At 56.2% G+C, this 25757-nt stretch carries 25 protein-coding genes and 1 pseudogene; 14 read left to right on the top strand and 12 right to left on the bottom strand.

Annotation, left to right across the window (positions count from 1 at the left end):
- Positions 1–147: 147 nt before the first annotated feature.
- The 6 genes from K0P03_RS34300 to tnpB all read right to left on the bottom strand — a co-directional run bounded on the left by K0P03_RS34300 (position 148) and on the right by tnpB (position 5027).
- A complete protein-coding gene (locus tag K0P03_RS34300) occupies positions 148–1068 on the bottom strand; it encodes a LysR family transcriptional regulator (RefSeq protein ID WP_003501100.1) in 921 nt (306 codons plus the stop codon).
- A 12-nt stretch (positions 1069–1080) separates the two neighbouring features.
- Positions 1081–2079 carry a phosphonate dehydrogenase gene (locus K0P03_RS34295; RefSeq protein ID WP_003501101.1) on the bottom strand — a complete coding sequence of 333 codons (999 nt, stop codon included), beginning with the start codon at positions 2077–2079 and terminating at the stop codon, positions 1081–1083.
- 13 nt (positions 2080–2092) lie between these two features.
- Positions 2093–2899 (bottom strand): phosphonate ABC transporter, permease protein PhnE, encoded by an 807-nt coding sequence (gene phnE / locus K0P03_RS34290; protein ID WP_006473411.1) that lies wholly within the window; start codon positions 2897–2899, stop codon positions 2093–2095.
- Positions 2900–2969: 70 nt separating this feature from the next.
- On the bottom strand, positions 2970–3818 hold the full coding sequence (gene phnD / locus K0P03_RS34285; RefSeq protein WP_046802286.1) for a phosphate/phosphite/phosphonate ABC transporter substrate-binding protein: 849 nt from the start codon (positions 3816–3818) through the stop codon (positions 2970–2972).
- The gene (gene phnC, locus K0P03_RS34280; RefSeq protein ID WP_006473175.1) at positions 3815–4624 is read right to left on the bottom strand and encodes a phosphonate ABC transporter ATP-binding protein; all 810 of its coding nucleotides are present in this window, start codon (positions 4622–4624) and stop codon (positions 3815–3817) included. The genes phnD and phnC overlap by 4 nt, the downstream gene beginning before the upstream one ends.
- 208 nt (positions 4625–4832) lie before the next feature.
- Positions 4833–5027: an IS66 family insertion sequence element accessory protein TnpB gene (gene tnpB / locus K0P03_RS34275; RefSeq protein ID WP_006473174.1), complete on the bottom strand. Its 195-nt coding sequence runs from the start codon at positions 5025–5027 to the stop codon at positions 4833–4835.
- Positions 5028–5301: 274 nt separating this feature from the next.
- On the opposite strand from tnpB, the pseudogene K0P03_RS34270 reads away from it, so the two are divergent.
- The 10 genes and pseudogenes from K0P03_RS34270 to K0P03_RS34225 all read left to right on the top strand — a co-directional run.
- A pseudogene (locus tag K0P03_RS34270) lies at positions 5302–7137 on the top strand (type VI secretion protein); the annotation flags it as partial.
- Positions 7134–8225: a lytic transglycosylase domain-containing protein gene (locus K0P03_RS34265; RefSeq protein WP_272792121.1), complete on the top strand. Its 1092-nt coding sequence runs from the start codon at positions 7134–7136 to the stop codon at positions 8223–8225. The pseudogene K0P03_RS34270 and the gene K0P03_RS34265, both read left to right, overlap by 4 nt.
- Before the next feature lie 14 nt (positions 8226–8239).
- Positions 8240–8938 (top strand): type IV secretion system protein, encoded by a 699-nt coding sequence (locus K0P03_RS34260; RefSeq protein ID WP_107341898.1) that lies wholly within the window; start codon positions 8240–8242, stop codon positions 8936–8938.
- Positions 8931–9167 carry a hypothetical protein gene (locus K0P03_RS34255; RefSeq protein WP_037093750.1) on the top strand — a complete coding sequence of 79 codons (237 nt, stop codon included), beginning with the start codon at positions 8931–8933 and terminating at the stop codon, positions 9165–9167. The genes K0P03_RS34260 and K0P03_RS34255 overlap by 8 nt, the downstream gene beginning before the upstream one ends.
- Positions 9168–9171: 4 nt before the next feature.
- Positions 9172–10200, top strand: a complete 1029-nt coding sequence (locus K0P03_RS34250) for a type IV secretion system protein (RefSeq protein ID WP_272792120.1) — start codon at positions 9172–9174, stop codon at positions 10198–10200.
- Between the two features lie 33 nt (positions 10201–10233).
- The gene (locus K0P03_RS34245) at positions 10234–10926 is read left to right on the top strand and encodes a virB8 family protein (protein ID WP_203021034.1); all 693 of its coding nucleotides are present in this window, start codon (positions 10234–10236) and stop codon (positions 10924–10926) included.
- Positions 10923–11735 carry a P-type conjugative transfer protein VirB9 gene (gene virB9 / locus K0P03_RS34240; protein ID WP_037093757.1) on the top strand — a complete coding sequence of 271 codons (813 nt, stop codon included), beginning with the start codon at positions 10923–10925 and terminating at the stop codon, positions 11733–11735. Before K0P03_RS34245 ends, virB9 begins: the two co-directional genes overlap by 4 nt.
- A complete protein-coding gene (gene virB10, locus K0P03_RS34235; protein WP_272792119.1) occupies positions 11735–12946 on the top strand; it encodes a type IV secretion system protein VirB10 in 1212 nt (403 codons plus the stop codon). The genes virB9 and virB10 overlap by 1 nt, the downstream gene beginning before the upstream one ends.
- On the top strand, positions 12927–13949 hold the full coding sequence (virB11, locus tag K0P03_RS34230; protein ID WP_037093762.1) for a P-type DNA transfer ATPase VirB11: 1023 nt from the start codon (positions 12927–12929) through the stop codon (positions 13947–13949). Before virB10 ends, virB11 begins: the two co-directional genes overlap by 20 nt.
- Positions 13946–16033, top strand: coding sequence for a type IV secretory system conjugative DNA transfer family protein (locus K0P03_RS34225; protein ID WP_272792118.1), 2088 nt, complete (start codon positions 13946–13948; stop codon positions 16031–16033). Before virB11 ends, K0P03_RS34225 begins: the two co-directional genes overlap by 4 nt.
- A gap of 7 nt (positions 16034–16040) precedes the next feature.
- On the opposite strand, the gene K0P03_RS34220 is transcribed toward K0P03_RS34225, so the two are convergent.
- From K0P03_RS34220 to K0P03_RS34210, 3 genes are read right to left on the bottom strand one after another with little or no spacing between them, the layout of a single operon-like run.
- Complete coding sequence (locus K0P03_RS34220) at positions 16041–16253, bottom strand: hypothetical protein (RefSeq protein ID WP_230175213.1); 213 nt, start codon at positions 16251–16253, stop codon at positions 16041–16043.
- Positions 16254–16259: 6 nt separating this feature from the next.
- A complete protein-coding gene (locus tag K0P03_RS34215) occupies positions 16260–18737 on the bottom strand; it encodes a relaxase/mobilization nuclease domain-containing protein (protein WP_272792117.1) in 2478 nt (825 codons plus the stop codon).
- 3 nt (positions 18738–18740) lie between these two features.
- The gene (locus K0P03_RS34210) at positions 18741–19142 is read right to left on the bottom strand and encodes a DUF6290 family protein (RefSeq protein WP_133675526.1); all 402 of its coding nucleotides are present in this window, start codon (positions 19140–19142) and stop codon (positions 18741–18743) included.
- 547 nt (positions 19143–19689) lie between these two features.
- Between K0P03_RS34210 and K0P03_RS34205 the strand changes: the two genes are divergently transcribed.
- From K0P03_RS34205 to K0P03_RS34190, 4 genes are all read left to right on the top strand, one after another.
- The gene (locus tag K0P03_RS34205; protein ID WP_137040027.1) at positions 19690–20394 is read left to right on the top strand and encodes a ParA family protein; all 705 of its coding nucleotides are present in this window, start codon (positions 19690–19692) and stop codon (positions 20392–20394) included.
- A 76-nt stretch (positions 20395–20470) separates the two neighbouring features.
- Positions 20471–20842 carry a hypothetical protein gene (locus tag K0P03_RS34200; protein ID WP_245422713.1) on the top strand — a complete coding sequence of 124 codons (372 nt, stop codon included), beginning with the start codon at positions 20471–20473 and terminating at the stop codon, positions 20840–20842.
- Positions 20839–21261: a hypothetical protein gene (locus K0P03_RS34195; protein WP_272792116.1), complete on the top strand. Its 423-nt coding sequence runs from the start codon at positions 20839–20841 to the stop codon at positions 21259–21261. The genes K0P03_RS34200 and K0P03_RS34195 overlap by 4 nt, the downstream gene beginning before the upstream one ends.
- Before the next feature lie 254 nt (positions 21262–21515).
- Positions 21516–22058: a helix-turn-helix domain-containing protein gene (locus tag K0P03_RS34190; protein WP_233109146.1), complete on the top strand. Its 543-nt coding sequence runs from the start codon at positions 21516–21518 to the stop codon at positions 22056–22058.
- A gap of 49 nt (positions 22059–22107) precedes the next feature.
- Here the strand turns inward: K0P03_RS34190 and repC are convergent, their stop codons facing one another.
- The 3 genes from repC to repA form a co-directional block, all read right to left on the bottom strand.
- Positions 22108–23346, bottom strand: coding sequence for a plasmid replication protein RepC (gene repC / locus K0P03_RS34185; RefSeq protein ID WP_272792115.1), 1239 nt, complete (start codon positions 23344–23346; stop codon positions 22108–22110).
- A gap of 198 nt (positions 23347–23544) precedes the next feature.
- The gene (gene repB / locus K0P03_RS34180) at positions 23545–24543 is read right to left on the bottom strand and encodes a plasmid partitioning protein RepB (RefSeq protein ID WP_137137017.1); all 999 of its coding nucleotides are present in this window, start codon (positions 24541–24543) and stop codon (positions 23545–23547) included.
- Complete coding sequence (repA, locus tag K0P03_RS34175) at positions 24540–25757, bottom strand: plasmid partitioning protein RepA (RefSeq protein ID WP_137137018.1); 1218 nt, start codon at positions 25755–25757, stop codon at positions 24540–24542. The genes repB and repA overlap by 4 nt, the downstream gene beginning before the upstream one ends.

Below are 25757 nucleotides of genomic sequence, written 5' to 3'. Positions count from 1 at the left end.
AGCAGGGAACCTTACGCATCGAAAATCGGGCGGTCCCCGATCTTGTCCCCCTTGTATGGGATACTCCGGGAATTGAGGCGGCGATACCAAAGGATGCGGTCGGCCAGGCCGTTACCATGTTCGAGCCGCAGGAATGCGCCAACTACTTCAAATCTTGCGGATATGACCCCGAGTAATGTGGACGTGCTCTAGGTCACCCAGAGGGGCGCTCGCATCGAGTATAACCTTAAGCGCGATTGCTTCCGGTGAACCATCCTCCATATGTACGGGATGTACAGCCCACACAGACTTTTCGAGAACCACATTCTCAACAGAAACCTCATAAAGCCTACCCGACGCGAGCTCATCGAGGACAGTGCTCCTCATCACGATCGAAATGCCGAGACCAGCTCGAACTGCATGCTTCACAGCCTCAGTGCTCCCGACATTGAATGAGATTGGGAATTGCTCTGCCGCTTGGCCGAAGGCCTCGCGGAGCACGGATCCGGTACCGGTTCCACGTTCTCCGCCAATGAGGGACTCTTGAAATAACTCTGCCGCTTCAATTGTTTTTCGCGTCCTCCAATTATGCTGTGGGGATACGATTATTACCAGCTTTTCCTTCCGCCAAAGGCGGGCTTGATATCCTTTTCGATCGTCCCACCATTCGGTAAAGGCTAGATCAATCTCCTTCCTCAAGAGCTTTTCGATGATTTCAGGATTTGAGGCAACGGCCACCTCAGGTGGCCGGCCTTGAGCATCCTGTAAACGCTTCAAGTGGACTGGCAAAATATAGGTACCGATGTTAGTACTGGCACCCAACGTAATCCGGCCGCTGTGCAGGCGGTCCAGAGATCTCTTCGTGACGGTCAAAAGGCTGCGTGCGAATGGCAAGAATACGAGCCCTTGCCGAGTCGGCACACACTTGTCCTTCCTCCTCTCGACCAGCCGCACCCCTAGTATATCCTCCAATCGTTTCACATTATGTGAGACAGTCGGTTGGGATATCTGAAGCCGTCGCGACGCCTCGTGAAAGCTGCCAGTTTCGATTACCTCTATGAATGCTGCGACATGCGAAAGGCTAAACATTACTTTCTCTAATCAAGGAATTAGTTGAACCTCGTTAATTGCCGCACGAGGTCTTCGGCCTTGGACAAAATCTATAATGTTGTCAGCAGCCTCGTGCTCGATAGCCAAACGCGACTTCGCCACTGCTGAGCCTATGTGGGGTGTCAAGATCGAATCATGTTCGCGATTGAGGAGACCCCCGTGGACCTTGTCAGGCCGGTCGGGTCTGGCCCAGTCCTCCATCTCATAAACATCAGCGGCGTAGCCTCCCAAGCGCCCCGCCTGCAATGCAGCGACAACAGCCTCTTCATCAACCACGCTTCCGCGTGCAGGATTAATAAGAAGTGCTCCTTTGGGCATTTTGGCGAGTTGTTCAGCGCCGAGGAGATGCTTCGTTTCGGCCGAAAGCGGGAGTGCACACACAAGAAAGGTAGACGACGAGATCAACTGGTCAAATTCAAGAGGCTTTACGTTCAGTCTGATCTCATCGGCTTTGTCCAGGGATTGACGATCCCAGTACGACACAATGGCGCCGAAGGTACTTAGGCGCTGTGCTATAGCTTTTCCGATCGCTCCCATCCCTAAAATGCCGATTGCTGTGCCCTGCAGCCCAAGGCCGTAAAACCGAGGGCGCCAACCTTTGTAATCCCTCCTGACGCTCTTGTCGCCTGGCAGAATGTGCCGCCCAAGAGCAATCATCAGACCGATTGTAAGTTCGGCTGTCGGGTCAGTGAGAAGATCGGACACTATCGTGACGTGGACTCCACGCTGCGTGCAGGCTTCGATGTCGAAGTTATCGAAGCCTTTCAGCGCACATGCCACAAGTTGAAGATCGGGAGCGTGCGCGAGTACAGACGCGTCGATCATGTCCGGCATGAACGCCATCATCGCCTTGGCGTCGCTCAATTCTGCGAGCAGTTTCTCGCGGGGCCATGTATCATCAGTATCGTTGCAAACTAAACGAGCGTGGGGAGATAGCTTTGAGATAATCTCCTCGTGGACGCGATGGGTGATTACTACCTTTGGGAGCATTTAATTTATCCTTCTATTGCAGCTGGCGGCGGAGGAGAGCGCCGACCTGGTCAACGATGGTGACCATCAGAAGGACAACGAGCATGATCGCAAGAACCTCCTGATAATTCATGATCCGGAGGGATGTCATCAACTCGAAACCGATACCACCAGCTCCCACAGTGCCCAGGATTGTCGAGGCGCGGAAGTTGTACTCCCACCGATAGATGGTCACATCGGCCAATTGCGGTAGAACTTGTGGCAAGATCGCCCGCGTCACGATCTGGAACGGCGACGCACCAGCTGCGCGTGCGGCTTCTATAGGCGCATTATCGCAATGCTCGATCGCCTCCGCAAAGAACTTGCCCACCATGCCAACCGAGTGAAGACCAAGAGCCAGCACGCCTGGGAGCGCTCCAAATCCCACTGCCGCCACGAAGACGATGCCCATAATCAGCTCCGGGATCGACCGTAGACCATTCAACAATCCACGCGAGATCATATAGATGACAGCGTTGGGTGCTGTTTTCCCTGAGGCGAAAAAGCCAACTGGAAGTGATATCAGTACCGCGATCGCAGTCCCAGCTATACTCATCGCCAGAGTGTCGATGAGAGGGCTGATCCACTCCAAGCCTCGGTTGAAATCCGGGGGAAACATTTCCGTACCGAGCTGCCAGAGCGCAGGAAACCCAGATCCCAGACGCTCCAGATCAAGAAGACCGGAGTGATAACTGCTAACAATGATCACACACGCAATTGCCAACGCGATCACGCCAGCTCTGGTCCAAGCTTTGTTTTGATGTTGAAGGATAGAGTCGTAGTCGGCCGACGGCTGTGTCATCACATATCCTGGAAGAAAGGACGCAGGCCAGCGCCTGCGTCGAAAGGTGAGAAACTGTCTCGAACGCGCCTTACTGACTCAGGTCCAAGTTCAGCACTTTACCGAGCTCACGGACGACGTCGTAGGCTTTGTCATCGATCGGAGCGAACCCATCGGCTTTGAAGGATGCCAATACCTTTTCGTCTTTAAGGTCGATGAAGGCTTTGGTGATCGCCTCTTTCAACGAAGTGTCAAGATCCGACCGCATGGTCCAGGGGTACTGCGGGAACGGATCGGACTCGGCGAGGGCGATAACTTTCTTAGGATCAATGGTGCCACGAGCGACCATTGAATTGTAGATGGGCAACGAAAGTCCGCCAATCTGAGCATTGCCATTCTGCACTGCAATAGCCACGGCATCATGCGACCCTACGAAGTTCTCGCTATAGTCTTTTCCAGCCTCAACTCCGGCCTTAAGCAGCATAGATTTCGGGATAAGGTGGCTTGAGGTGGAAGCCACGTCCCCAAACGCGACCTTTTTCCCTTTTGCATCTTCAAGGCTTTCGATGCCAGCCTCTGCATTGGCGACAACTACAGCGCGATAGGTAGTTTCGCCATCCTTCATAACTGCTGCGAAAGGCTCGATATCAGCCTTGGTTTTCGCGAGCGTGTAAGAGAGCGGCCCGAAATAAGCCAACTCAAGCCGGCCGAAACGCATCGCTTCGATCATTGACGAGTAGTCGGTCGTTACGATCAGTTCAATCTCCCGACCGAGTGTCTTCTCAAGATACTCCTCGAGAGGACGATTGTTTTTGATGACAGTGGCGGCGTTCTCGTCCGGTAGCAACGCGACGCGCAATGTCTCTGGATTTGAGCCAGCATGCGCCAACGAACTCCAGCCAAGAACGGCGAGGAATGCGAGGGACAGAAGCTTCTTCATAATGCGGCCTCCATGGCAGCTAAAGGTTGATCATACTCGTAGTTGGACAAATCTTGTGTTGTGGTCGGATTTCTTGGGGCGCTGCGGTAGATCGACGCACACATTTGATCGGTCAGTTCGTCGACAGCGGCGTCCGCAACCACTTCCCCGTCGCGCATAGCAATGACCCGGTCGCCGAACCGGCGAGCTAGATCGATCTGATGAAGGCTGATCACAGCAGTGATGCCGTCGGCTGTGCATATTTCGCGAAGCTGCGACAGGACCTCGACAGCCGTTTCAGGGTCCAGACTTGCAACGGGCTCATCTGCAAGGACCAGTTGGGGCTTCTGGACCAGCGCGCGCGCAATGCCCACCCGTTGCTGCTGACCGCCGGATAGTTGATCCGCCCTGACGAGAGCCTTATCAAGAAGGCCTACGCGTTCAAGGCATTCCAACCCCAGCCTTCGATCCGAACGCGGCATAGGGAACAACGTACGCCAGCCAGAGTGGTAGCCCAGGCGGCCCGTCATGACGTTGTCGAGCGCGCTCAAGCGCCCTATGAGTTGGTGCTGCTGGAATATCATCCCAGTTCGCCTTCGGTGAATGCGAAGCTTAGTTTCCGCATCCAGAGCACCAATATCGTTAGAAGTGATCGAACCAGACGTCGGCGCAACCAAGCCGTTGAGTGTCCGGATGAGGGTAGATTTGCCTGCGCCGGATCTACCGAGGAGCACGACGAACTGACCCTGGTTGAACGTCAATGTCGTTGTCTTCAAAGCTTGGGTGCCGTTGGCATAGGTCACGGCAACTCCGTTCAGAGCCAGCATCACAATAATCCTGATCGTTAGTGGTGCATCGATTGAATATTTGCATCACTATGGGCGACATATGACGTCCGTTTATCAGGCTCGTGAAACTTCAATGACAGCACTTAAACTCAGCTCTACCTCCTCGCGTAGCTGCGATGGAGAAATTTCACCCAGAGCCGCCTGATCATGACGGCCCGGTCCCAATTCTACACCACCTTGACGGATGCTATCCCATATTCGGCCAGATAAACCGGCCCTTCTCCAGCCGCCGGGTAAAAAGGCAGGCGCCCAGACCATCATGCCAGATGATCTTCAAAATATCCGATCTGCGGCCCCTGAAGACGAAGAGATGCCCTGACAACGGATCATGCTGCAGAACCTCCTGCACCCGAAGCGCCAAGGAGGGAAAGCCACAGCGCATGTCCGTATATCCGCGCCTTCCTGGCGGGCACCCTTGATCCCGAATATTCCCGTCAGCTGACCGAGCAACTACGACAGGCAGGCGTCCCGGTTTGACCATGCCGTCGCTGGCAATTAATCTGAGCACGTGGCGGATGTTTGCAAGCAGACCCGGATGTTTGCGAGCACATTGGCAAAGAGCGTGAGCACGACGCCCGCTCCATTGTCAGATAATTCGAGCAGAAAATGCCGATGTTTGCGAGCAGAGGCGCTTATGTTGGCAAGCCGCTACAGCTAAGGGCGATCCGTATTCGGAGCCCTGCGAGTTCTTCAACACGATCCTGACCTGCGGTGTGCCGCGAAAGATGCGGCTTCCGCGCATGGGAATTCGCAACTACGTCGGCACTTCACGGCTTCACTTTTCAAAGCGGACGATGCAGGCACAAGCGGCGGTGGAAGAAGATAGCCGCTATGCCGCTCTACTCTCGATCAAAGAATATCCCCCATTCACTGGTCCCGGCATGTTGGATGGGTTGCTGCAGGTGAACCACGAGTTCATCCTGACGCAGTCTTTTACCCTTGCAGACAAGCCGATTGCACAAGAGCGGATCAGTCGCCTTCAACGCCAAATCAAGGCCTCCGACGAAGCAGGTAGCTCGGTCGAATCCGACATCGACTATGCTTTGAACAGCCTCCTCAATCAGGAGGCTGTATTCGGCTTCCATCATTTTTCGCTTCTGTGCATTTCGCGGGACCTCGAGGGATTAAGCCGTTGCGTGTCGGAACTTGGCGCTTGCCTCACCGACATGAACATCAACTGGCTCCGGGAGGATCTCAATCTTGAAGCGGCGTTCTGGGCGCAGCTGCCGGGAAACCGCTCCTACATCTCCCGCATCGCCATGCTGTCGAGCGCCAACTTCTCCGGCCTTTCCTCGATGCATAATTTCGCAACTGGACAAGCGGATCGCACCCATTGGGGCCTGCCGATCACCATTCTGGAAACGACCTCACAAACCCCCTACTGGTTCAACTTCCACCGTCGCGATATCGGGCACTTCACGGTGACTGGTCCGACAGGATCCGGCAAGACCGTAGGTTTGACCTTCCTGCTGGCTCAGGCGATGCGGGTTTCACCCACGCCTCGCGCCGTGTTCTTCGACAAGGACCGGGGGGCTGAGATCTTCGTCAGGGCGATCGGCGGAGCCTACGAGGTTCTGTCTCCGGGAACACCCACGGGCTTTAACCCGCTGCAACTGGAAAACACCGGCGAGAACCGGGAATTTCTGGTCCGTCTGCTCAAGGCCATGCTGCGCGGCGATCGTCGCACCGACTTCACGCAAGAGGACGAGGACACGCTGGAAAAGGCAATCGTCCGGATCATGCAGGAGCCGGCAGCTCAGCGGAACCTCCCCAATCTTGCCGGCCTCTTGATGGGGCGGTCAAAGGCCGATGCCAACGATCTATACTCGCGGCTTCGCCCTTGGATCGAAGGCGAAAAGGCCTGGCTGTTCAACGCGCCCCATGACGTCCTGTCCTTCTCGGGTCACAGCGTCTTTGGCTTTGATATGACCAACATCCTCGGAAACGAGGAGCTAAGAACCCCTGCGCTGATGTATCTTTACCATCGGCTGGACGAGCTGCTGGACGGTAACCCCGTCATGTTCTTCATGGATGAAGGCTGGCAGCTGCTGATGGATGACACTTTCAGCGCCTTCATCGTCGACAAGATGAAGACGATCCGAAAGCTCAACGGCATCGTGGGCTTTGGTACGCAGTCGGCTGCTGACATTACCAAATCCAAAGCGTCGCACACGCTCATTGAGCAATCGGCGACCAACATCCACTTCCCGAACCCACGGGCTGACGAAGAGAGTTACATCAAGCGCTTCGGCCTGACGGTGAAGGAGTTCAAGTTCATCAAGAACACGCCTCCTGAAAAGAGAACTTTCCTGATTAAGCATGGCAACGACTCTGTCATTGCGCGTCTCGATCTGTCGACAATGCCGGATCTCGTGAAGGTGCTTTCAGGACGCAAGGAGACGATCGAGGAGTGCGCGGCACTTCGCGAGCAGTACGGAGACGAACCCGAAAACTGGTTGGCGAAATTCTGCGGATGGGAGAAGGCCGAATGAGGGACAGTCGGACTCTAACGCTGCTAGTTGCAGCCTTGGCTTGGGGAACAGCGCCCCCCGCCTCCTCGCGGGTTCCTGTTACGGATGGCGCCCTCACTTCAACAGATGCAGTGCGCAATGAAACGACGAAGCAGATCGAAGAAACAGACAGTCGCCGGCACTCCGTGAGCAAGAGCGTGACCTGCTCGATGTATCGGCCGGGGCGCGGAGGTGACGCCCCCTCGGCAGCACAAGCCAATCCGGAGATTGTCGGCCTCGTGAAGCGAGTGGCGCGTGAGGAAGGGGTAGACGAAACCCTCTTCATGTCTCTCGTCTACCAGGAGAGCCGGTTCAATCCCTGCGCAAAGTCGCCTGTCGGCGCTATGGGCTTGTCGCAGCTGATGCCGGGCACAGCCAAGGATCTTGGCGTGAATCCTCACGATATCGAGGATAACCTTCGCGGCGGCGCACGCTACCTGAAGCAGCAGCTCCGCACCTTCAACGGCAATACCAACCTTGCGCTCGCCGCGTACAACGCGGGGCCAGGCAACGTCCGTAAGTATGGCGGCATCCCTCCGTTCAAGGAGACGCAGGGCTATGTCGCCGCGATCAAAGGCAAATGGATGCCTCAGTTTGGAGGCTCAGATGTTTCTAACATCCCCGAAAACTTCGGCGGAGGCACGTCGGGCTTTTCAGGTGCGAGAGACGCAACGATCAACTCAATGGCAACCAGCCAGTCGATTTCCGAAAACAGCGGGAACGTCGCGTCATGGCTTCAGCAACTCGGCCAGATGGAAAGCGGCACGATCCAAGACAGCTGGGACCACAATTCCGGCGCACGCAATGCGAACCTCGAAATGATGAACCAGGTCATCCGCCTCGGAACAACGATGGCGGAGCTTATGAATTCTCAAAATGCACTCGATCTGGGCGGGCTCTCGGGGTCTTCGCGGTCCAGCGGCTACAAGCGAGACAAGAAGGAAGACGATCGCGAGGTAGCTGACCTCTGCGACAAGGAACTGCAGCTTGAGTGGAATCCGGAGGAACAGGCCTGCGTTCGAAAACTCGAACCAGAGGCTGACATGAAGCTGATGTTGAGCGCCGAATGACAAGGAGAACGGCCATGAAAAGAGCATTTCTGACTGCGTTTTCGCTAGCGATGGCGTCTACTGCGCATGCACAGGTTCCCGTGATCGACAGCGCCAACCTGAAAATTGCAACGGAAACCTCTCAGACGACTGATCAGATCCTGGATACGAACAAGGAGGTTCTGAAGACGGTAGAAGAGACGCTTAAAGCCGTCACGGGGGATCGCGGGAGCGTTTCAAATCCCATGCAGAACCTCGCCGTTGGTCAAGGGTTCAGCGTTTCTCAGATGCCGTCACTCGATAGCCTCATGCAGGGCGGAGTCCCGAACTTCGGCAGCATGGGCGGTGACATCGGCCAGATTGCCACCACCTTCATCAACGGTCTTCAGCTAGTAAAGAACTTGTCTGGCAAGGCGGACAGCACGTTCTCCGGCGACAAGTCCTACGAAGAGATGATGAAGACCGTCCTTGGAGTTGCTGCCCTAGTCACCGGCTCGCAACAGGCCGTTCAGTCGCGAACACAGGCATTCCAGCAGGCAGGTCAGCAGATCGGCCAGGCCCAAGACATCAAAGGGTCCATTGACCAGAACACGCAGCTGCAGGTTCAAACCGGCCTGACGATCAACGAAATGATTGGCGTGATGAATGGGGCGGTCGGCTCCCTGCAGGCTCAAAACCAGCGCCGCCTTGTCGACATCTCCAATACCAAGAAGGCGCTGACCTACGGTGACTAAGACATTTCGAGTGAAAGGCTTTGTGCTCCTCTCCGTTCTGGTTGCTGCCGGCGTAACTGGCTGCGCCGGTGCTCCGAAAGAGAAGACTGCACCATGCAAGAGGCCGGCAAACCTCACATCCTACGCCGAGGATCCGCGACAGGAATGTGGCCCAATGACCAGCGTGAATGGCAACCCATCGGAAGCGCTGGCGGCGATCGACGCTTTCGCTGCAAGCGGAGAGCAGTGACCCCATGAACTTTCTAGGCGGCCTGCTTGAGGCTCTTGAAGATGCAGGGCGGAATTTCTCCCAACGGGCTTATGAGGTCGTTGGCGACGAGATCATGCCCTTGCTGACGATCATGCTTATTGCCTACGTCGCCTATTACGGACTTCAACTCGTCATGGGGACCGCGCGAGTGAGCGTCGGCGAGATCGTCGGCCGGGTCGTGCGGATGATACTTATCGTCGCCTTTATTGATCAGTGGGGCAACTTCCAACTCTTCTTTTACGACTGGCTGAACAACACGCCTGAAGACGTGGGGCGGGCGCTCTTGACGGCTAGCAGTACCGGGATAACTGAGCCGACAGACGGCCTCTCCATGATTTGGGAGACGGCAAATGAGGCAGCAGCAGCATTCGCGGAGCAGTCGGGTTACTTCGCCATTCTCCCGGGCCTTGTAGGGTTCCTGATCATGCTGGCGGTTGGGCTGTTCATTGCAGTTGCGCTTGCCATCCTAGTGCTTGCGAAGGTGATGATGTGGGTGCTGCTTGGCACTGCACCGATCTTTATCGCCTGCCTATTGTTTGATTCCACACGCCAGTACGGAATGGCTTGGTTCCAGCAGGTTTTGACGTACGCAATCATTCCGCTCTTCGTTTACGTCGTCGCCGCCTTTCTCATCACGACCATGGACGCTGAACTGCAGAAGGTCGCAGCGGCAGCATCCGCGAACGAGATCCAGTTAGACGATATCTCGGCTTTCGTCCTGATCTGTGCGGCTGGCGCTTTTGTCCTCTTCAACATTCAAACTCTTGCCCAGGGAATTACCGGGGGCGTGGCAACGGGCGTTGGGCAGATCGCTCGATCGGTTGGCTACGCGACCGGTGTTGCACTGCCGGCACGAGCTTTGACCGCGACACGTTCTTTAGCCGGGAGGGCTGGAGAATTAGGAATGGCCGCACGCGCCAGAACCCATGCCGGCATGAGGGAAAACATCCAAAACGCCGGTGCAGCAGAAGCGATGCAAAACAGAATTACCAACAACAGTCTGCCCAACTAGGCAACTGGTGGCGGGAATTAAGGGCTAGGATAGATGGCAGAGAATAACGATGCTCTCCGGAGCTATTTTCAGGATGGGGACCGTTGGGAACAAGAGATCGTAAAAAAGGCCAAACGGTCCAAGGCGTTCGCTTGGCTGATTACGCTGATCTTCGGCGGCATCACGATCCTGTCGCTCTCCGCATTGGTGATGCTCGTGCCCCTCAAGAGCTTCGAGCCGTACATTGTCGAGGTCGACAAGAACACTGGCTATATTGAGGTCAAGACAGGGCTGACCCGAACATCGAACATCACCGATCAGCAGGCGGTCACTCAGGCGAATGTCGTCCGTTACATTCGATCCCGCGAGGGCTATGATCCTTTTGCCATTGAGCAGAACTTTGGAATTGCAGCTTTGCTCTCCACCGGGGACGCAGCGCGCGACCTCCAGGCCCAATGGAGTGCCGCGAACCCTGACAATCCAGCTCGCCGGCTCGGCAAAAATAAGTCGATCACCGTCGACATAAAGTCTGTCACCTTCCCGAACACGACAACGGCGCTCGTCCGGTTCTCGACGCATGAGCGCTCTGATGCAGACGTCATCACGCGCCATTTCATCTCTATCGTTCGCTATCGCTACACCGATACGCCTGAGCGCAACGAATGGCGCTTCGAAAACCCGTTGGGCTTCCAAGTTTATGACTACCGCCGTGATCAGGAAACGGTGACCTCGGGAGGCCAGCAGTGAAATATGGCTTCCTACTAGCGGCGTCGATCGCCGCTCTCACGATGACTCACGCCTATGCGGCGCAACAGCCCCGCCCTGGCAGTCTGGATGCGCGTGTGACCAGTGTCGTCTATCAGCCGAACAACGTCGTGAAGGTGTCTGCAACCTACGGCATCTCAACGATGATCATCTTCGACGAAGATGAGAAGTTTGAGACGATCTCGCTTGGCGACACCGACAGTTGGCAGGTTGCCCCGTCCGAAAAGGGCAACATCCTTTTCGTCAAGCCGATAGCCAAGGACGTTTCCACAAACATGAACGTGGTGACCTCAAAGAGGATCTACTTCCTTGAGCTGAACGACTATGCACCGGAAGCAGGGAAAAAGGTCTTCGGCATTCGCTTCGTTTATCCCGAGAAGAACCTGAACGAGTCTCTGCGGAAGGAGGCTGAGTTTCGGGCAGCTAACCCGAACATTTCGAGCATCGACAAAGCGAACGTCAATATTGACTACTCTTTCTCGGGCGACGCGGCGCTGAAGCCGACAATGGTCTTCGATGACGGAAAGAAGACCTTTTTCAAGTTCGGCCGAGGGACCGTGCCGGCCATTTTTGCCGTTCAATCCGACTTCTCCGAGACCCTGCGAAACTTCCGCAAGGAAGGCGAATACATCGTCGTTGACGGCGTGGCCACGCAATACACGCTCCGGGACGGAAACCAGTGGACGTGCATTTTCAACCTCCGCAAGCCGGACTTTGCAGCACCTGATCCTGACATCATGGCTCCGAAGCCGGATCCTGATGCCAGCAAACGCAGGAGGAGCGGCAACTAATGAAGCGCAGCCCTGAACTCGACGCAATGGCGGCGGCCGACGAGGCCGAAATCAGCAATCGAAACGTGAAGCGCAATCAAACGGTCGGCATGGCCGCCCTTTTGCTGGCTGGCGTCTTCGCCGCGTACCTGGTGCTCGCCACGTCCGGAGAAAGCCCGCCTGAAAGCCCGCAAAGTGAGGAGGAGTTCCGTACCACGACCTTCCGGCCGCCCGGTTTCGTGCGCGATGGAGAACCCACTCCCCCACCACCCGAACAGCCTGTCTTGGAACTTCCACCTCCGCCACCTCCGCCGCCAGCTCCGCCGGTGGACGTCACTGAATTCAACGTGCCTCCCCCGCCCGAAGTAGCTCAACCGGCGAGCGCCCCCCCGCCCGCCGAAGAGGTATTTCCGGAGCGATTTCGGTCAAAGCTAATCACGCTTGACCAGAACCTGGGAGGATCCGCGAATGGTTCGCTCGATGGCTCGAACAGCGGCACGCCTTTGACCGTCGCTGGCGAGGATCGCAACAGCCAGTACCTGTCCTCAGCGAGTGCGATCGGTGACCGTTCCGCCAAAGCCCGGCAGATTGAGCGCATCGACGCCATGATCCCAGAGGGCACGCTGATCCCCGGCATCTTGGAAACGGCGATCGTCAGCGACCTTCCGGGCCAGGTCCGGGCCATCACATCCAAGGATGTCTACTCCTTCGATGGGCGGCGTGTCCTGATCCCAACAGGAACACGCCTGATCGGGGAATATCAGTCCGAAGTTACGCGGGGGCAGAAGCGGGTCTTTGTTGTGTGGACGAGGCTGATCCGGGATGACGGCGTGTCGGTGCGCTTGAACTCCATCGGCACGGACAGCCTCGGGCGATCAGGCCTGACGGGTCATGTCGACAACAAGTTCCGTGAGCGCTTTGGCGCATCAATCTTGCTGTCGATCGTTGGAGGCGGTGCAAGCTATCTAGCCGGATACGGTAGCGACTCCAGCTCCGGAAACGATGACACTGAGCGAGCTGCTGAATTGGCGCGAGAAACGATCGCGCAGACCTTCAGCGACATGGCGAACACGGTCCTTGCCGAAAACTTGAGGATCCCGCCAACGATCAGCGTACCGCAAGGCGAGCGGATCTTTGTCTATGTTCGCCAGGACCTCGATTTCAGCGCCATGTACGACGATCCTGTCACGGAAGCGATGAAGGAGATCAAACGTGAACGTTATGGTAGGTAACACGACCGCTCATGATCCTCATTATTTCCTGAACCGGTCTCTGGAGCCCATCAGGCAATTTCTCGATGACCCGAAGGTGGTTGAGATTGCAGTGAATCGGCCAGGCCAAGTCTATGTTGAGCGCTTCGGTGCTGATCACATGGAGCATCATGAAATCGATGCTCTGACGGCACGCGAGATCGAGAACATTGGCGAGCGGGTTGCCGCAGCGACAAAGCAGTTCCTCAACGCCGCTAATCCGATCCTTAGCGCAGCACTGCCGACCGGCGAACGTATCCAGGTCGTCTTGCCGCCCGCGGCACCTGACGGCGGGTCGATCACGATCCGTAAGCAGGTTGTTCAGAATTTCTCTCTGCAGGACTACCGTGACAACGGCTCTCTCGACAAAGTCTCGGTTGCTGTCGGGGGCCTAAGCGACGTGGATAGGGAGCTGATCGCCTATCTCCGCGCGGAGAAGATCTACGACTTCATCCATACGGCCATCACGAAGCGGGTTTCGATCCTGATCAGTGGCGGCACGTCGTCGGGCAAAACCACGTTTCTGAACGCGTGCCTGAACTCTGTAGACCTGAATGAGCGGATCCTGACGCTTGAAGACACTCGTGAGCTATTCCCACCACAGAAGAACGCGGTCCACCTGATCGCCTCCAAGGGTGGGCAAGGCACTGCGAACGTGACGATTCAAAACCTTCTTGAATCGGCGCTTCGAATGCGGCCGGATCGCCTCTTTGTTGGCGAGATTCGTGGAGCTGAGGCCTTTTCATTCCTTCGCGCCATCAACACAGGCCACCCGGGCAGCATGTCGACAGTACACGCCGATACGCCGCTCGGCGCCTATGAACAGCTCGCCATGATGATGCAGCAGTCAGGCATGTCCGCCGGCTACTCCAAGCAGGATCTGATGTCCTACATCCAAATGGTCATTCCGATCGTGATCCAGCTCAGGCGGGAGGGCGGCAAGCGCGGGGTTTCCGAAATCTACTTCGCACGGGATGCATCATGAGTAAGGGGCTACAGGCCTTCTATCTGTTCTTCTGCCTGTTGATCGCATTTGCAGTCTGGATGCTGGCGTACGGGGCGGGGCTTCAGCTTTTCTACGGTGACGGTAGGATCCTCGAGGCGACAATCACCTCAAACCCATTCGCGCCAACTCAGCAGTTCTGGGCCTATAGCTCCTCCCCTTCCCTACAAAAAGTCGCGCTCGGCTCCGTAGTGCCCGCGCTGCTCGTATCAGGCCTCATTGCTTACCTTGGGCTCAAACCTACCAGCAATCCATTGGGTGATGCGGCCTTTCAGGATCTTGCAACCCTTCGGCGCGGGAAGTGGTTTGGCAAGAAAGGTCACATATTCGGCCGCATCGGGAGCAACGTCCTCCGCGCGTATGACGATCGCCACCACCTCATTATTGGCCCGACGCGATCCGGTAAGGGCGCGGGCTACGTCATCCCCAACGCTCTCATGCACGAAGGCTCTATGATCGTCACGGATCTGAAGGGCGAGGTCTACAAGGCAACCGCCGGCTATCGGAAGCGCAACGGCAGCCAGGTCTTCTTGTTCGCGCCGGGTTCCGAGACGACCAACAGCTATAATCCCTTGGATTTCGTTCGTCAGGAGCGAGGCAATCGCACGACTGACATTCAAAATATCGCCAGCATTCTTGTACCGGAAAACACCGAATCCGAGAATTCAGTTTGGCAGGCCACAGCTCAACAGGTTCTCGCCGGCGCCATCAGTTATGTTCTTGAAAGCCCCTTCTACAAAGGGCGCAGGAACCTCGGCGAGATCAACTCCTTCTTCAACAGCGGGACCGATCTGCAGGCCTTGATGAAGTACATCAAGGAGAAGGAGCCATACCTGTCGAAGTTCACGATGGAGAGCTTCAATTCCTACCTGTCTCTCTCGGATCGGGCCGCGGCCTCGGCACTGCTTGATATCCAGAAGGCGATGAGGCCGTTCAAGAACGAACGCGTTGTGGCCGCAACGAACGTGACCGACATGGACCTTCGATCCATGAAGCGTCGCCCCATCACAATCTACCTTGCCCCGAACATCACCGACATCACCCTTCTTAGGCCGCTGCTGACGCTGTTCGTTCAACAGGTGATGGACATACTTACCCTTGAGCATGATCCCAACTCCGTGCCGGTCTATTTTCTGCTGGATGAGTTTCGCCAGCTGAAGCGCATGGACGAAATCATGACGAAGCTGCCCTATGTGGCCGGCTATAAGATCAAGCTCGCCTTCATCATCCAGGACCTGAAGAACTTGGATGAGATCTATGGTGAGACGTCCCGACATTCGCTCCTTGGCAACTGCGGCTATCAGCTCATCCTTGGTGCCAATGACCAGGCCACGGCAGAGTATGCTTCCCGCGCGCTTGGCAAGAGAACTATCCGATATCAGTCTGAATCCCGCACTATCGAGCTTATGGGCCTCCCGCGCCGAACAAAGGTCGAGCAAATTCGCGATCGGGACCTGATGATGCCGCAGGAAGTGCGCCAGATGCCCGAGAACAAGATGATCTTGCTGGTGGAGGGTCAGCGGCCAATTTTTGGAGACAAGCTGCGCTTCTTTAAGACGCAGCCCTTCAAGGAGGCGGAGGCCTATTCTCAGACGCACATACCGACCGTTCCAACTGTCGATTACCTGCCACCTAAACCTGTTCCAGCGACCACGCCAGCCTATGCCAATGCAGGCCAGGAACAGGCTGATGAAGCAGAAGCGATAAAGCCTGCGACTGAGGCGAAAGCGGAGGAACCGCGGGCGCCTGTCCAGGAGGAGGCTCCGAAAGAGCCAGCGCCCTCCACCTCGCCCGCTCGTGTTGTGAATCCATCCGCCCTGGCCAACAAGAAGGTCAGCGCCGGGGGCACTCCGGAACCTGCTAAGACAGCTGTGCCCGCTCCCGAAAAGCGCACAACACCTGTCTCAGAGAACGACATCGAAAAAGCGCACAATGATCGGGTTAGTCGTCTAAGGGAGGTCGTCGAACGGGAAGCCGAAGGCAAATCACCGCGCAAGAGGAAGAGCTTGGAAGAGCTATTCGCAGCGACCGTTCCTGATCCAATCATGGAACAGGCCGGCCGCTAATTCAGGTTCAGAAGGGCCAGAAGCTCGATGCGTACTGACCCGCCTCTGTTAGCCAAGCCACAGAAGCATGATACCAGCCGATCACGGTCCCGTAGACCTTGATCAGTATCGCGAGGATCCCAACGGAGACCATACCCCACACCATCATCTTGCCGACGATGTCGGCAGACTTGGGGTCGTTTACTTCCACCAAATAGGTGTTCTGATTACCGTCCTGCATGACACTTTAGCGATCACGGTCGTCCCGATTACGCTCCCTCTGTTCAACCTGTTCACGCTCCAACTCCTCGAGCCGAGGAATGTGCTGTTGCGCGGGATCAGTGCGAGTGGTCTCGCCGCCCCGCTGGGCCGCTTCCCTGTCTCTGTTTACACGATCTTGCTGCCGCTGAGTAGCGTCCACCGTCTCAGCGAGCTGGTGAGCCTCACGCTCCGCTTGCCCAATCGGACGTTCCTCTTCCAGATCCACCCTGAGATCGCGTTGGCGATCGTCGGCAGTATCCGCAATTATCGGCTGCTTGTTTGACTTGTTTTCGTCCCCACGCTCTTCATTGCGCTCAATGGTCTCGATCTCCGCGCGCAGTTCCGGATCTTCGTTGGCAACATCCCGGAGATAGCCGTTTCCGGTAGCGGCGAGTTGAGCTGCATGATGAAGCGAAGCCTCAAGGCCCTTCTCATACTGCTCCCGGTTTTCGTCTCCGAGCTCGCCGGCTTCGATATGGGCGAGGCCGGAGCGATAGTGTTCCACATTTGCCATCGCATCGTGACCAGCCTCAACGACAGCCTCTCCATGCTTGGCAACAGCCGCCTCCCACTGGAGGTTAGCATTCGTCTGCTCTTGCACCTCAGATGCCGTTCTTTCCGGCGCGGCACCACCCTCTCTGGAGACGTCGCCAGCAGCGTTTCGTCCATCCTGCTCATCAAGTCCACGCTCCTTCATTTCGAGCATCTGCCTGCGCAGATCGACGATCTCGCGAGCGAGGGAGGAAACTTCTTCGAAGCCTGACCGGTCCTCTGGACCGGCGCTGCGCTGAAGGTTGAACAGAGCCGTTTCAACCGTCTTTTCGTACGCTTCGAACTCTGGGCGTGTCTGCTCGCGCATGTCCTTTGCCTCCGACAACATGTCTCTGATTGCTAACATATTGGAGCGGTAATCACCGCCAAAATCCGCATGAATGACCGAACCAGCAGGCGATTGATCCAGTTGGGCAAGGCCGTTTTCCAGATAGGAGCGATGCTGAGCGGCGTAGGCCGCAACCACTGTGTCGCCGGCGTTGACTGCAATCTTCTGCCAAGTCTCCTGCGCTTTTAGGATGTACTGGCGGCTCCTCTGGCTCGTCGCCACCACGCGTCGACCAGCTCGCTTTGCGTCATATCGCGCCTGTGCCGGATCGCTGGTGCCTACATGCTCGGTTCGACCGTCATGCCTGACGGCGCGAACCTGATTTCGCGTGAAGGCTGGCGGCGTAGCGAACTCGCGCCGATCGGTCATTTCCATATTAATGCCGTGGTCACGCGCCTTCTCGGCCATGACCTCACGCCATTGCCGGAAGGTGGCCGGAGTCGTCTCGATCCGGTCGCCCGATTCCGAACGCATGGTAACGATGGCATGGGCATGAACATGCGGCCGCTTGCCCCCCTCCCCTGCTTCTTTCGGATCGTTCTCCGGATCGTGCATAGCGAATACGTACCGATGGCCCGCAAACTGCTCAGCCAGGAAGTCGCGAACAGCTCCTTCGAACGCGACAGCATCCGTGCCGGCACGCGCCGACATGATCACGTGCATCACGTCACGGCTCTTGCGGCTGTGCAGCTCATCCCGCCATTCCTTTTGCACCAGGCCGCCCGCAGCCTTGTCATCGGCAACCGAACGTCCCTGATCGTCTCGAACGTCGTTCCGCTGCGCGATCAGGTCTCGCAACTTGGCAGCGCCATATTCCACGCCGTTGCCATAGCCTGTGAACGAGAAAGCCGCAGGGGCCTCTTTCGCAACGGCGCTGGCGTTGAAACGCTCCTGAACGATGGCGGCCGCCTCGGCGTCAGCCGTCAGCCGCTCGCCCTGCCCGCTGCGCAGCACGACATAGCCCTCGACCTTCAGCGATCCATTGTTTCGGGTTTCGACAGAGTAAGCGTAGCGTCGATCACCAAAGCCACTGCTGAGAATGTCCCGCACCTTCTCATGTGGGTTCGAGCCGCCGGAAACGCTCACCTCGACGCTAAACGCGCCGATATCGCGGCTCTCGGTCCTGTTTTGGAAAAGGTGATCCCAATCGCCACGGAGACGCGCCAGCTCCTCACGGCCACGCAACGTCTCGCCGTTCTCGTTCTCAACCTTCAGCTCCCCCCCTCTGGAAACATAGTTGAGCATCGAGCCGACGCGGGCGCCACCACCGTAGGAAGCCAGTTTGACCACGGCGGGCTGGCTCCCTTTGGCAACGCTCGCAAGACGAACGTCCATTGATCGCATAGCACCCGAACCGGCAGCCATCGTCCTCGCAGGCGATGACACGTTGAATGCCGAAGTCCTCACCCCTCCCCTAGATCCCGACCCGCCTTTAGACATCCCAACCTGGTGCTGCAGATTCTTCAGTCTCTTCTCAAGCTCTTCCTCGACAGCGCTCCCACGGCCGCCGAGCGTCATTTCGTGCAATAGCGCCGCGCGCCTTTGCTCCCATTCGCTTGTGAAAGTGCCGAAAAAGAACTCCACGGCCTACACCTCGCCTCGGCGCTCATGCCCGGCACGGCGCGAAAGTGTCCGCAGCTCACTCATTACGGCCGCCTGAATCCGCTGGACGTTGCCAAGGTTGATGTCCAGCTCTGAGGGATGGACACCCTTTCCTGCATTCAGGGAGCGGGCGACCTGATTCAAATTGATGCCGATCATCCGCATGTCTTCGAGCAATGCGGCCATGATCAACCTGTCTTCCGCAGTCAGAATAGGTCGAACGCCAGCACCTTCGAGGAGCAGCGAACGGAAAAAAGCAGAGACACTCATACCAGCCGACTTGGCCGCTTCTTCGATAGCCGAATGCTCTGCATCGCTGACGCGGACGTTGATGAGACGCCCCTTGCGTTGCTTGGCTGTCGGAACTTCGATCGTGTCTTCACTCATCAATCAATTAAGCCTTCCCGGAGCCTTGCGACCATCATCGTGGGCTTGTCCCACGATCGCAATGCAAAATGTAAAACATTTTTGCGTATCCTGCCACTCTAAACCTAAAGCACAATCTCATAATTTCAACCAAATTCCACCTCTCGACTGGCTCCACTTCGCTTCGCACTCTTTCCGTTGGAACGCTCACCAGGGTTCACCGCCAAAACCGCTTCTGAAGGCCTTTGTCTGTCCCTCGTACTCAGGCGAAAGGGACGCTTCGCTCTTCGCCCTTGCGCCTTCCGTGCGAGCGCCAAGTGAGGCCTCACGCGGCTCCGGGGTTCACCACTCGACCCAGACACTTGTAAAAACCACACGACTAACTCGTGTGGTTTTACTGATGTTCCGAGGCGTGCGTTCACACGCATGTTTTGATCTTAACCTGCGTGTGTTCACATGTTAGGTTTGCTTCGATGTGAAGATCTTAACGACGATACTGATGTGCCGATTGAACCCACGTCGGATCGCTAGGGGGCGGGGGAACCATTAGTCTTGAGAGGATCGTGCAATGGCAATCTGCATATCGCTGGTAAGCGGCAAGGGTGGAGCGGGCAAGACAACCGCCGTAATCCTAGTCGCTGGAGAATATGCGCTTCATGGTAAGCAAGTGCTCTTGGTCGATGCCGATGGCCGACAAAACCTGAATGAGTGGTGGTCCCGTTCCGAGGCGAAAGACAACAGGCCAGACGGCATTGAGCTTCGCACGGCAGTAACCAACGCATCACTTCAGCATATTCTGGAGAACGAAACGCATGGGTTTGACGTCGTGCTGATCGACTCGCCCGGTCAAGACACCGTGCTGCGAGACACGATCATCGCCGGCTCGGACATCGTTATGACCCCGATCCAGCCAAACCAAGACGAGATTCTTGCTGCCGGCCAGGCAGCAATGGACGTGGCTGACACCTGCGATCGTACCGGGCGAAACATTCCACATCTCAACTTCAGAACCCGGATTACTCTCCCGGGACGTTCACTGGAAGCCTACCGCCTGATACGCCCCTTCATCGCAAACTTGCAGGAACAGGGATATGATTCATACCTCTTGGACACTGAGCTTTATGAGCGAAACCCATACCGCGACATCAGACTTGGATATGGGACGCTACAAATGCTGGAGCTGAGCGACTCAGTCAAAAAGGCCCGGAGCGAGGTCATGACCTTGATGCAAGAAATTGAACGTTTCCTGCCGAACGAGCAGAAGAGGTCGTAAGATGGCTAAAGGGACTTCCAGCATATCTGATTTTCCCGTTGCACCGCGACGGTCCCGGGGGAATGTACCCAATCCAATGTCGCAGCCGGCTATAGACAACGAAGCAGAAAACGCGGTCGCCAGCCATCAACCGGACGAGGTCGCTGTCGAAGAAGCTCCCGCTCAGGTACCAGCCGTTCAGGTGCCCCCAAGATCAAGTTTGATTTTGCCCTCACCGGAGACTCGCCGGGAGAGAGCGACGAACAAGTCGTTGGAGCGTGAGGCGTCCAGAATACGACTGCAGGAGCTCAAGCAGAACAAGGCGCGCGAGAGCAAGCACTTCGTCAATTGCCCTCTTGATTACGACACCAAGAAACGCTTGGAGCGCGCAGCCTCTGAAAACGACTTAAAAATGACGGTGATCGTCAAGGCCGCAATCGACCAGTTCCTGAAGGATAATGGTTATTGATCCTCGACCTTCGATTTCTGGCCGGGGTGGCCGTGGGCACCACCCTTGGCTTCTTGATCAACCCTGAAGCAGCGGAGAAGGCAGGGATCGACATTCAGTCCATAAAGAGGACTATGCCTCTTATTGGTTCTTCTCCAGCCGAGCCGGTCAAACAAGCTGATTGGCCAACCAACGAACACGCGAAACGGGAGCTGTTCCGGTTTGCGATGTGGGACTTTGAGACATTTGGGCCGAAGTCTGAGATTTTGATCACAAGGTGCATCAGCATCGACCAGCTTTCATTGGCATGCGAAATGCGCGTGAAGCTGAGCTGGATCTCCGAAGAAAGAACGGTCGAAGGCGTTTTTCAATCCAGCGCCCACAGCTGGAGCCTGATCGCTGCGAAAGCCGTGAACAGGAATGCTCCCACTGGATCTTGAGGTGATGGACAACGCGCCCTGAGTTGCGGATTTGATATCGAGGAGATCAGCATCCTGGCATTCATTCCCCCCACTTTTGTTAGGGCTTTGTAACTGGCGCGCAGGATGACAGTGCCTTAATGGCACGTTATGGTGCGTGATATCTGCCACAGGCGGATTTGGGGACTGAGGGAATACCGACTGTGCGGAATCTATCCGACTATATCAAATCAAGGGAACTGGTTGAGACTACAGATCCAGATTTCCAGAGACCCTTGTACCGCAAGGAGGGATTCGACGGCATAGTCAGCTTCGGCGAGATCGACGCAAAACTTTCCGCATTCCTACTCGACGAACGCGCGAAAACTGGTCTGACCCAGAGTGATTTCGCGACCCTGGCTGGTCTCGCTCGAGTGGTCTACAGCCGCTACGAACTGAACATTTCGCGACTGACCGTCTCTCGAATGATTCACCTTTCCGAGCTCCTTGGGTTCCTGCCGATGCAGATGATTCATGCCGCTGCACCTCATCTCTACGGTAAAAATCCTGAAGAGGCAGATGATCGTGTTGAACTCTTCAGACTCATTCATGACCTCCCGCATGACACCATACGCAGTTTGATCGGTATAGTTGGCCAACTGACGCCTAAGGATGTTCTTGAAGCTCGGCAAAAAGCGGAAGCGGAGGCCGAAGCACAAGCTGAGGCCGAACGCCAACGACTGACTAGAAAAGCGGCGAGAGTCAGCAGGAAAGGCCGTCCCCCTGGCCGGCCACCAGGTCGAAAATCATCCAAGGTCGATACCCCGACAGACGATTGAAGAACGGAAAGGGCCGTCAAGTGATGGCCATTTAGGAACGCGTCGTCCCTCACCCCGTTTTCCGATCGCTGTTCGCATTTGCACGCATCAGCGACATCAGCATCGGTCCCAGTCCGAACTCCCCTCCCCTCGCCCGGCGCGTGAGATCGCGGAGATATCCACCTGCCGAATTGATATGCCCTGCCCTCTCCAAGATTGCAGCCATGGCAACCGCCGCGTTCTCCGGCCCCATCACCTCGCAAGCCTCCTGGTAAGCCGACGGGCTAACACCAAGCATTGATCGTACCACCACCGCGGCGCCCATCAGCTCGCGCCAATGGGAGATCGTGCCGCCGGGCCCGTAGTCCGAAATCTGCGGGCAGGCTTTCAGGACCATCGACAGCGGGAACGCCTTCATCTGTTCCGGCTTTGCCAACGGCTGAGCAACCGCTTTGGGTGCTACTTCCAGCTCGACGGCTCCGCCCTGCTCTTTTCCAGAGCTAGGTTCAAGTTCATAGATGGATTCGGGTTTTGAATTCTGTATGTGGCAGCCATTTTGAACAGCATTGCCGTCCATATTTTGAGAATCTAACTGATTTTCCAGAAGGTTGAGGATTTCGGTACGCAAAAGCTGCATCTCGTCGAGGATTGCCTCCACCTGGTGACGGTCAGGATTGCGGGGAAGTCGGCTGACAATGCCGACATACATGTCTTCGATGGCTTCCCAGTCGCCGTCGGCCCCCTCCTCCATCGCTGCTGAAATCAGCTTGCGCACATCACGCCGGCAGATAGTCAGTGCCTCTTTGGCTCGCCTGAACTGCAGGCGTTCGGCAGCGACTTCCTGTGCCAGAATTGCAAGTTCCGCAGCACGAGCCAAAAGTGGAGAAAGATCGAACCCAAAGGCTTGCTCGATATCGCCACCCTTGTCCCGGTGAGCGTAGCGCTTGCCGTTCGGACTATCCTTGCGCTGGATGAGCCCGGCTTCGACCAGGGCAGCCAAATGGCGCCGCAAGGTCGTTCCAGTGATGCCGTGCGCTCTGACAGAAAGCTGGGCGTTCGAAGGGAAGACCACCAATCCGCTATCGCAGTTGAGCTCGCTTTCCGGATAAAATGTCAGCAATGCGTCCAGCACAGTCAGCGCCCTGTCCTGGAGGCCGAGGCGTTCACGGGCCTCACAGGCGTCGCGAAACACCTTCCATTTTTCGACCGGGCGGTTTGGTTTCGTCTCGGACGTCTGGAGCTGCCTTTTTACAAGAGCAAGCACAACCGGCCGCCGCCCAAAGGGCGTCGTGACATTTCCACTTTGCATTATCTCTGCCTTCAATAAGGCAAAAGAAGACTGCTCACCAAATTGGCGCCCTAGACTCTTGACTGGGATTCGGGGAAATGCGATTCTCTAGTTGCTACACGATGAGAAGGGCTTCCACGACGGCGACGTTTTGGGGGCCTTTTTCTTTTGCGGGTCTGGTCTCCAGGTTTCACAAGTGATTGTCAGCTGACAATCACGCTAATTGTCTGTTTGAGAAGAATTTTCTCGTTCGAACTGTTCGACGAGATCGCTCATCTTAGCGTCAAGGAACTCCGCGAACGCTCTTGATGTGACGGTGATTTTTGAGCCTTTTGACGTCCGCTCAACAGCTGCCAGAACAAGCCCCTTCCGAGTGCGAATCTGTCCTCGACTATTGTCTTTCGAAGCTTTCCGTGCCTGACCGCTTAGCCAGAGACGCGTAAATCTCTCGTTTGAATCAATTGATGTGAACTCGGCCTCGCCAATCGCTTCAGTGATCCTTCCGTAAGCTGCCTTGTCCTTCAAGAGATCGGCAAACGCCAACCAGCGGGGTCGCCCCACCTTTGCGGCTGGCCCTATAGCGAGGATTATTTGTTCTGGGATAGCGTCAGCAACTTGCAAAAGACGGGAAATTTCAGGTTTGTCCACCGACAGAACCTGGGAAATCCTGTCCCGGTCAAAACCATGCAGCTCGAGATGTTTGGCAAACAGGGCACGCTCTATGAAGCTGAGATCGACGCGGGGACCGTTTTCTTGCCCTTGTGCGACGATCAGTTCATCGTCTGAAAGTTGGCGCACGATTGCCTTGATTGGGCGATCCAGAATTACCGCTGCACGCAATCTTCGATGGCCATATGCCGCCTGATAGTGGTTTTCCTTTGATGGATGCGGACGAACTAAGATGGGAACTTGCTGTCCGCTTTCCCTCATGGACGAAATGAGTTCTTGCAGGGCGGGATCATGGTCAGTCGGGATACGATCCCGAATGAACGAGGCTTCGATTTGAGCGGGACTTAGCTCGACAACTTTATCACCAGCTGCAAGCGCGGTGCGAAGCTCCTTCGCAGCGGCGGCCTCATCACCGAGTCGACCGAGTGAGAGGTTCATAGCTCGAACGGCCCCAGCTGGCTTGTGTGGAGGCTGCGCTTGAACGGGCGACTTGGTTGAATCGCTCGCAGACGAGCTCACCATGTTCTTCAGGATATCGCGGCCTTTCATGCACGCCCCCATGAACTCTTCAGCAGATTCTCAACTTCCCAATTGACTCCGTCCATCGCTTCCACGGCGCGATCATATGTCTGCCGATTCATTGACTCTCGCGCCGCTTCATAAATTGTCTGCTTCGACAGGCCCGCATCAGAGATCGCAGTTGATTTCACCATCATTGATGTAAGGACGCGTTCGCCAAACAAACTTCGCAAGAAGGCAACGATTTGCGCTTGGGGGCCGTCGTTCGGCTCGTACCGTGTGACGAGATATCGCATCCAATCGTATTCGAGATTGCCACCTGCTTCCTTGACCACGGAGAGAAGATCAGAGGTCATAGCCAAGAACTGGTTCATTGAAGCCACGTCCAGCATCTGAGGGTGAACTGTTATCAACACCGCAGTTGCCGCGCACAGCGCTGACAGCGTCAAAAATCCCAGAGTTGGCGGGCAGTCTATGACAACGACGTCATAGCGATCGGAAAGATCGCTTAACGCCTTCCCTACCCTGAGAAAGAACATGTCGGTCTCCGAGCTGCTGCGCTCGGCAAGAGCCCTAGGGGTGTCGTGCTCAAATTCATGCAATTCGAGATTGCCCGGGATCAGATCAAGTCCAGGGAAATAAGTCTCCCGAACCACCTCCCCTACTGGACGGCGAAGCTCATCATATCGGATAGCTCCGAATAGTGTCTCGTTTTCGCCAACATCGAATTCCGGCTGATATCCAAGCATGGCTGACATCGACGCCTGAGGATCAAGGTCGACAGCAAGCACACGATAGCCACGGAGCGCCAGATACTGAGCGAGATGCGTTGACGACGTCGTCTTACCAGATCCGCCCTTGAAGTTAGTAACTGCTATGACCTGCAGGTGGTCCCCTTCACGGCGTCCAGGAAGATACGCGGGTTTAGTCTTTCCCAGGATGTGTCGGATCGTGTTGATCTCCGACAGAGAAAACGTTCGGCGACCACCCGCTGTCTTCTCGGACGTGACCGAGTCCTCCTGTGAAGCCAGGTGCCGGACATAGCTGTCGGTCACGCCAAGCAACTTTGCAGCTTCGGTACTACTGAAACGCCTCAACGCTTTTTGTTCGTCAGGTGAAAACAGACGCGCTGATAGTTCCTGCAGATTGCTGCTGAGTTTTGCAGAATCATCGGCAATAGTTTTATCAATCGAAACGCGTTCGATTTTTTCGATCCGGCTGATTTTCGCGGTCTTATTCGCCAT

This window comes from Shinella sp. HY16 (genome assembly GCF_028534175.1).
GTDB lineage: Bacteria > Pseudomonadota > Alphaproteobacteria > Rhizobiales > Rhizobiaceae > Shinella.
The sequence above is the reverse complement of the archived record's forward strand: the minus strand, read 5'-3'. Positions and strand labels throughout refer to the sequence as shown.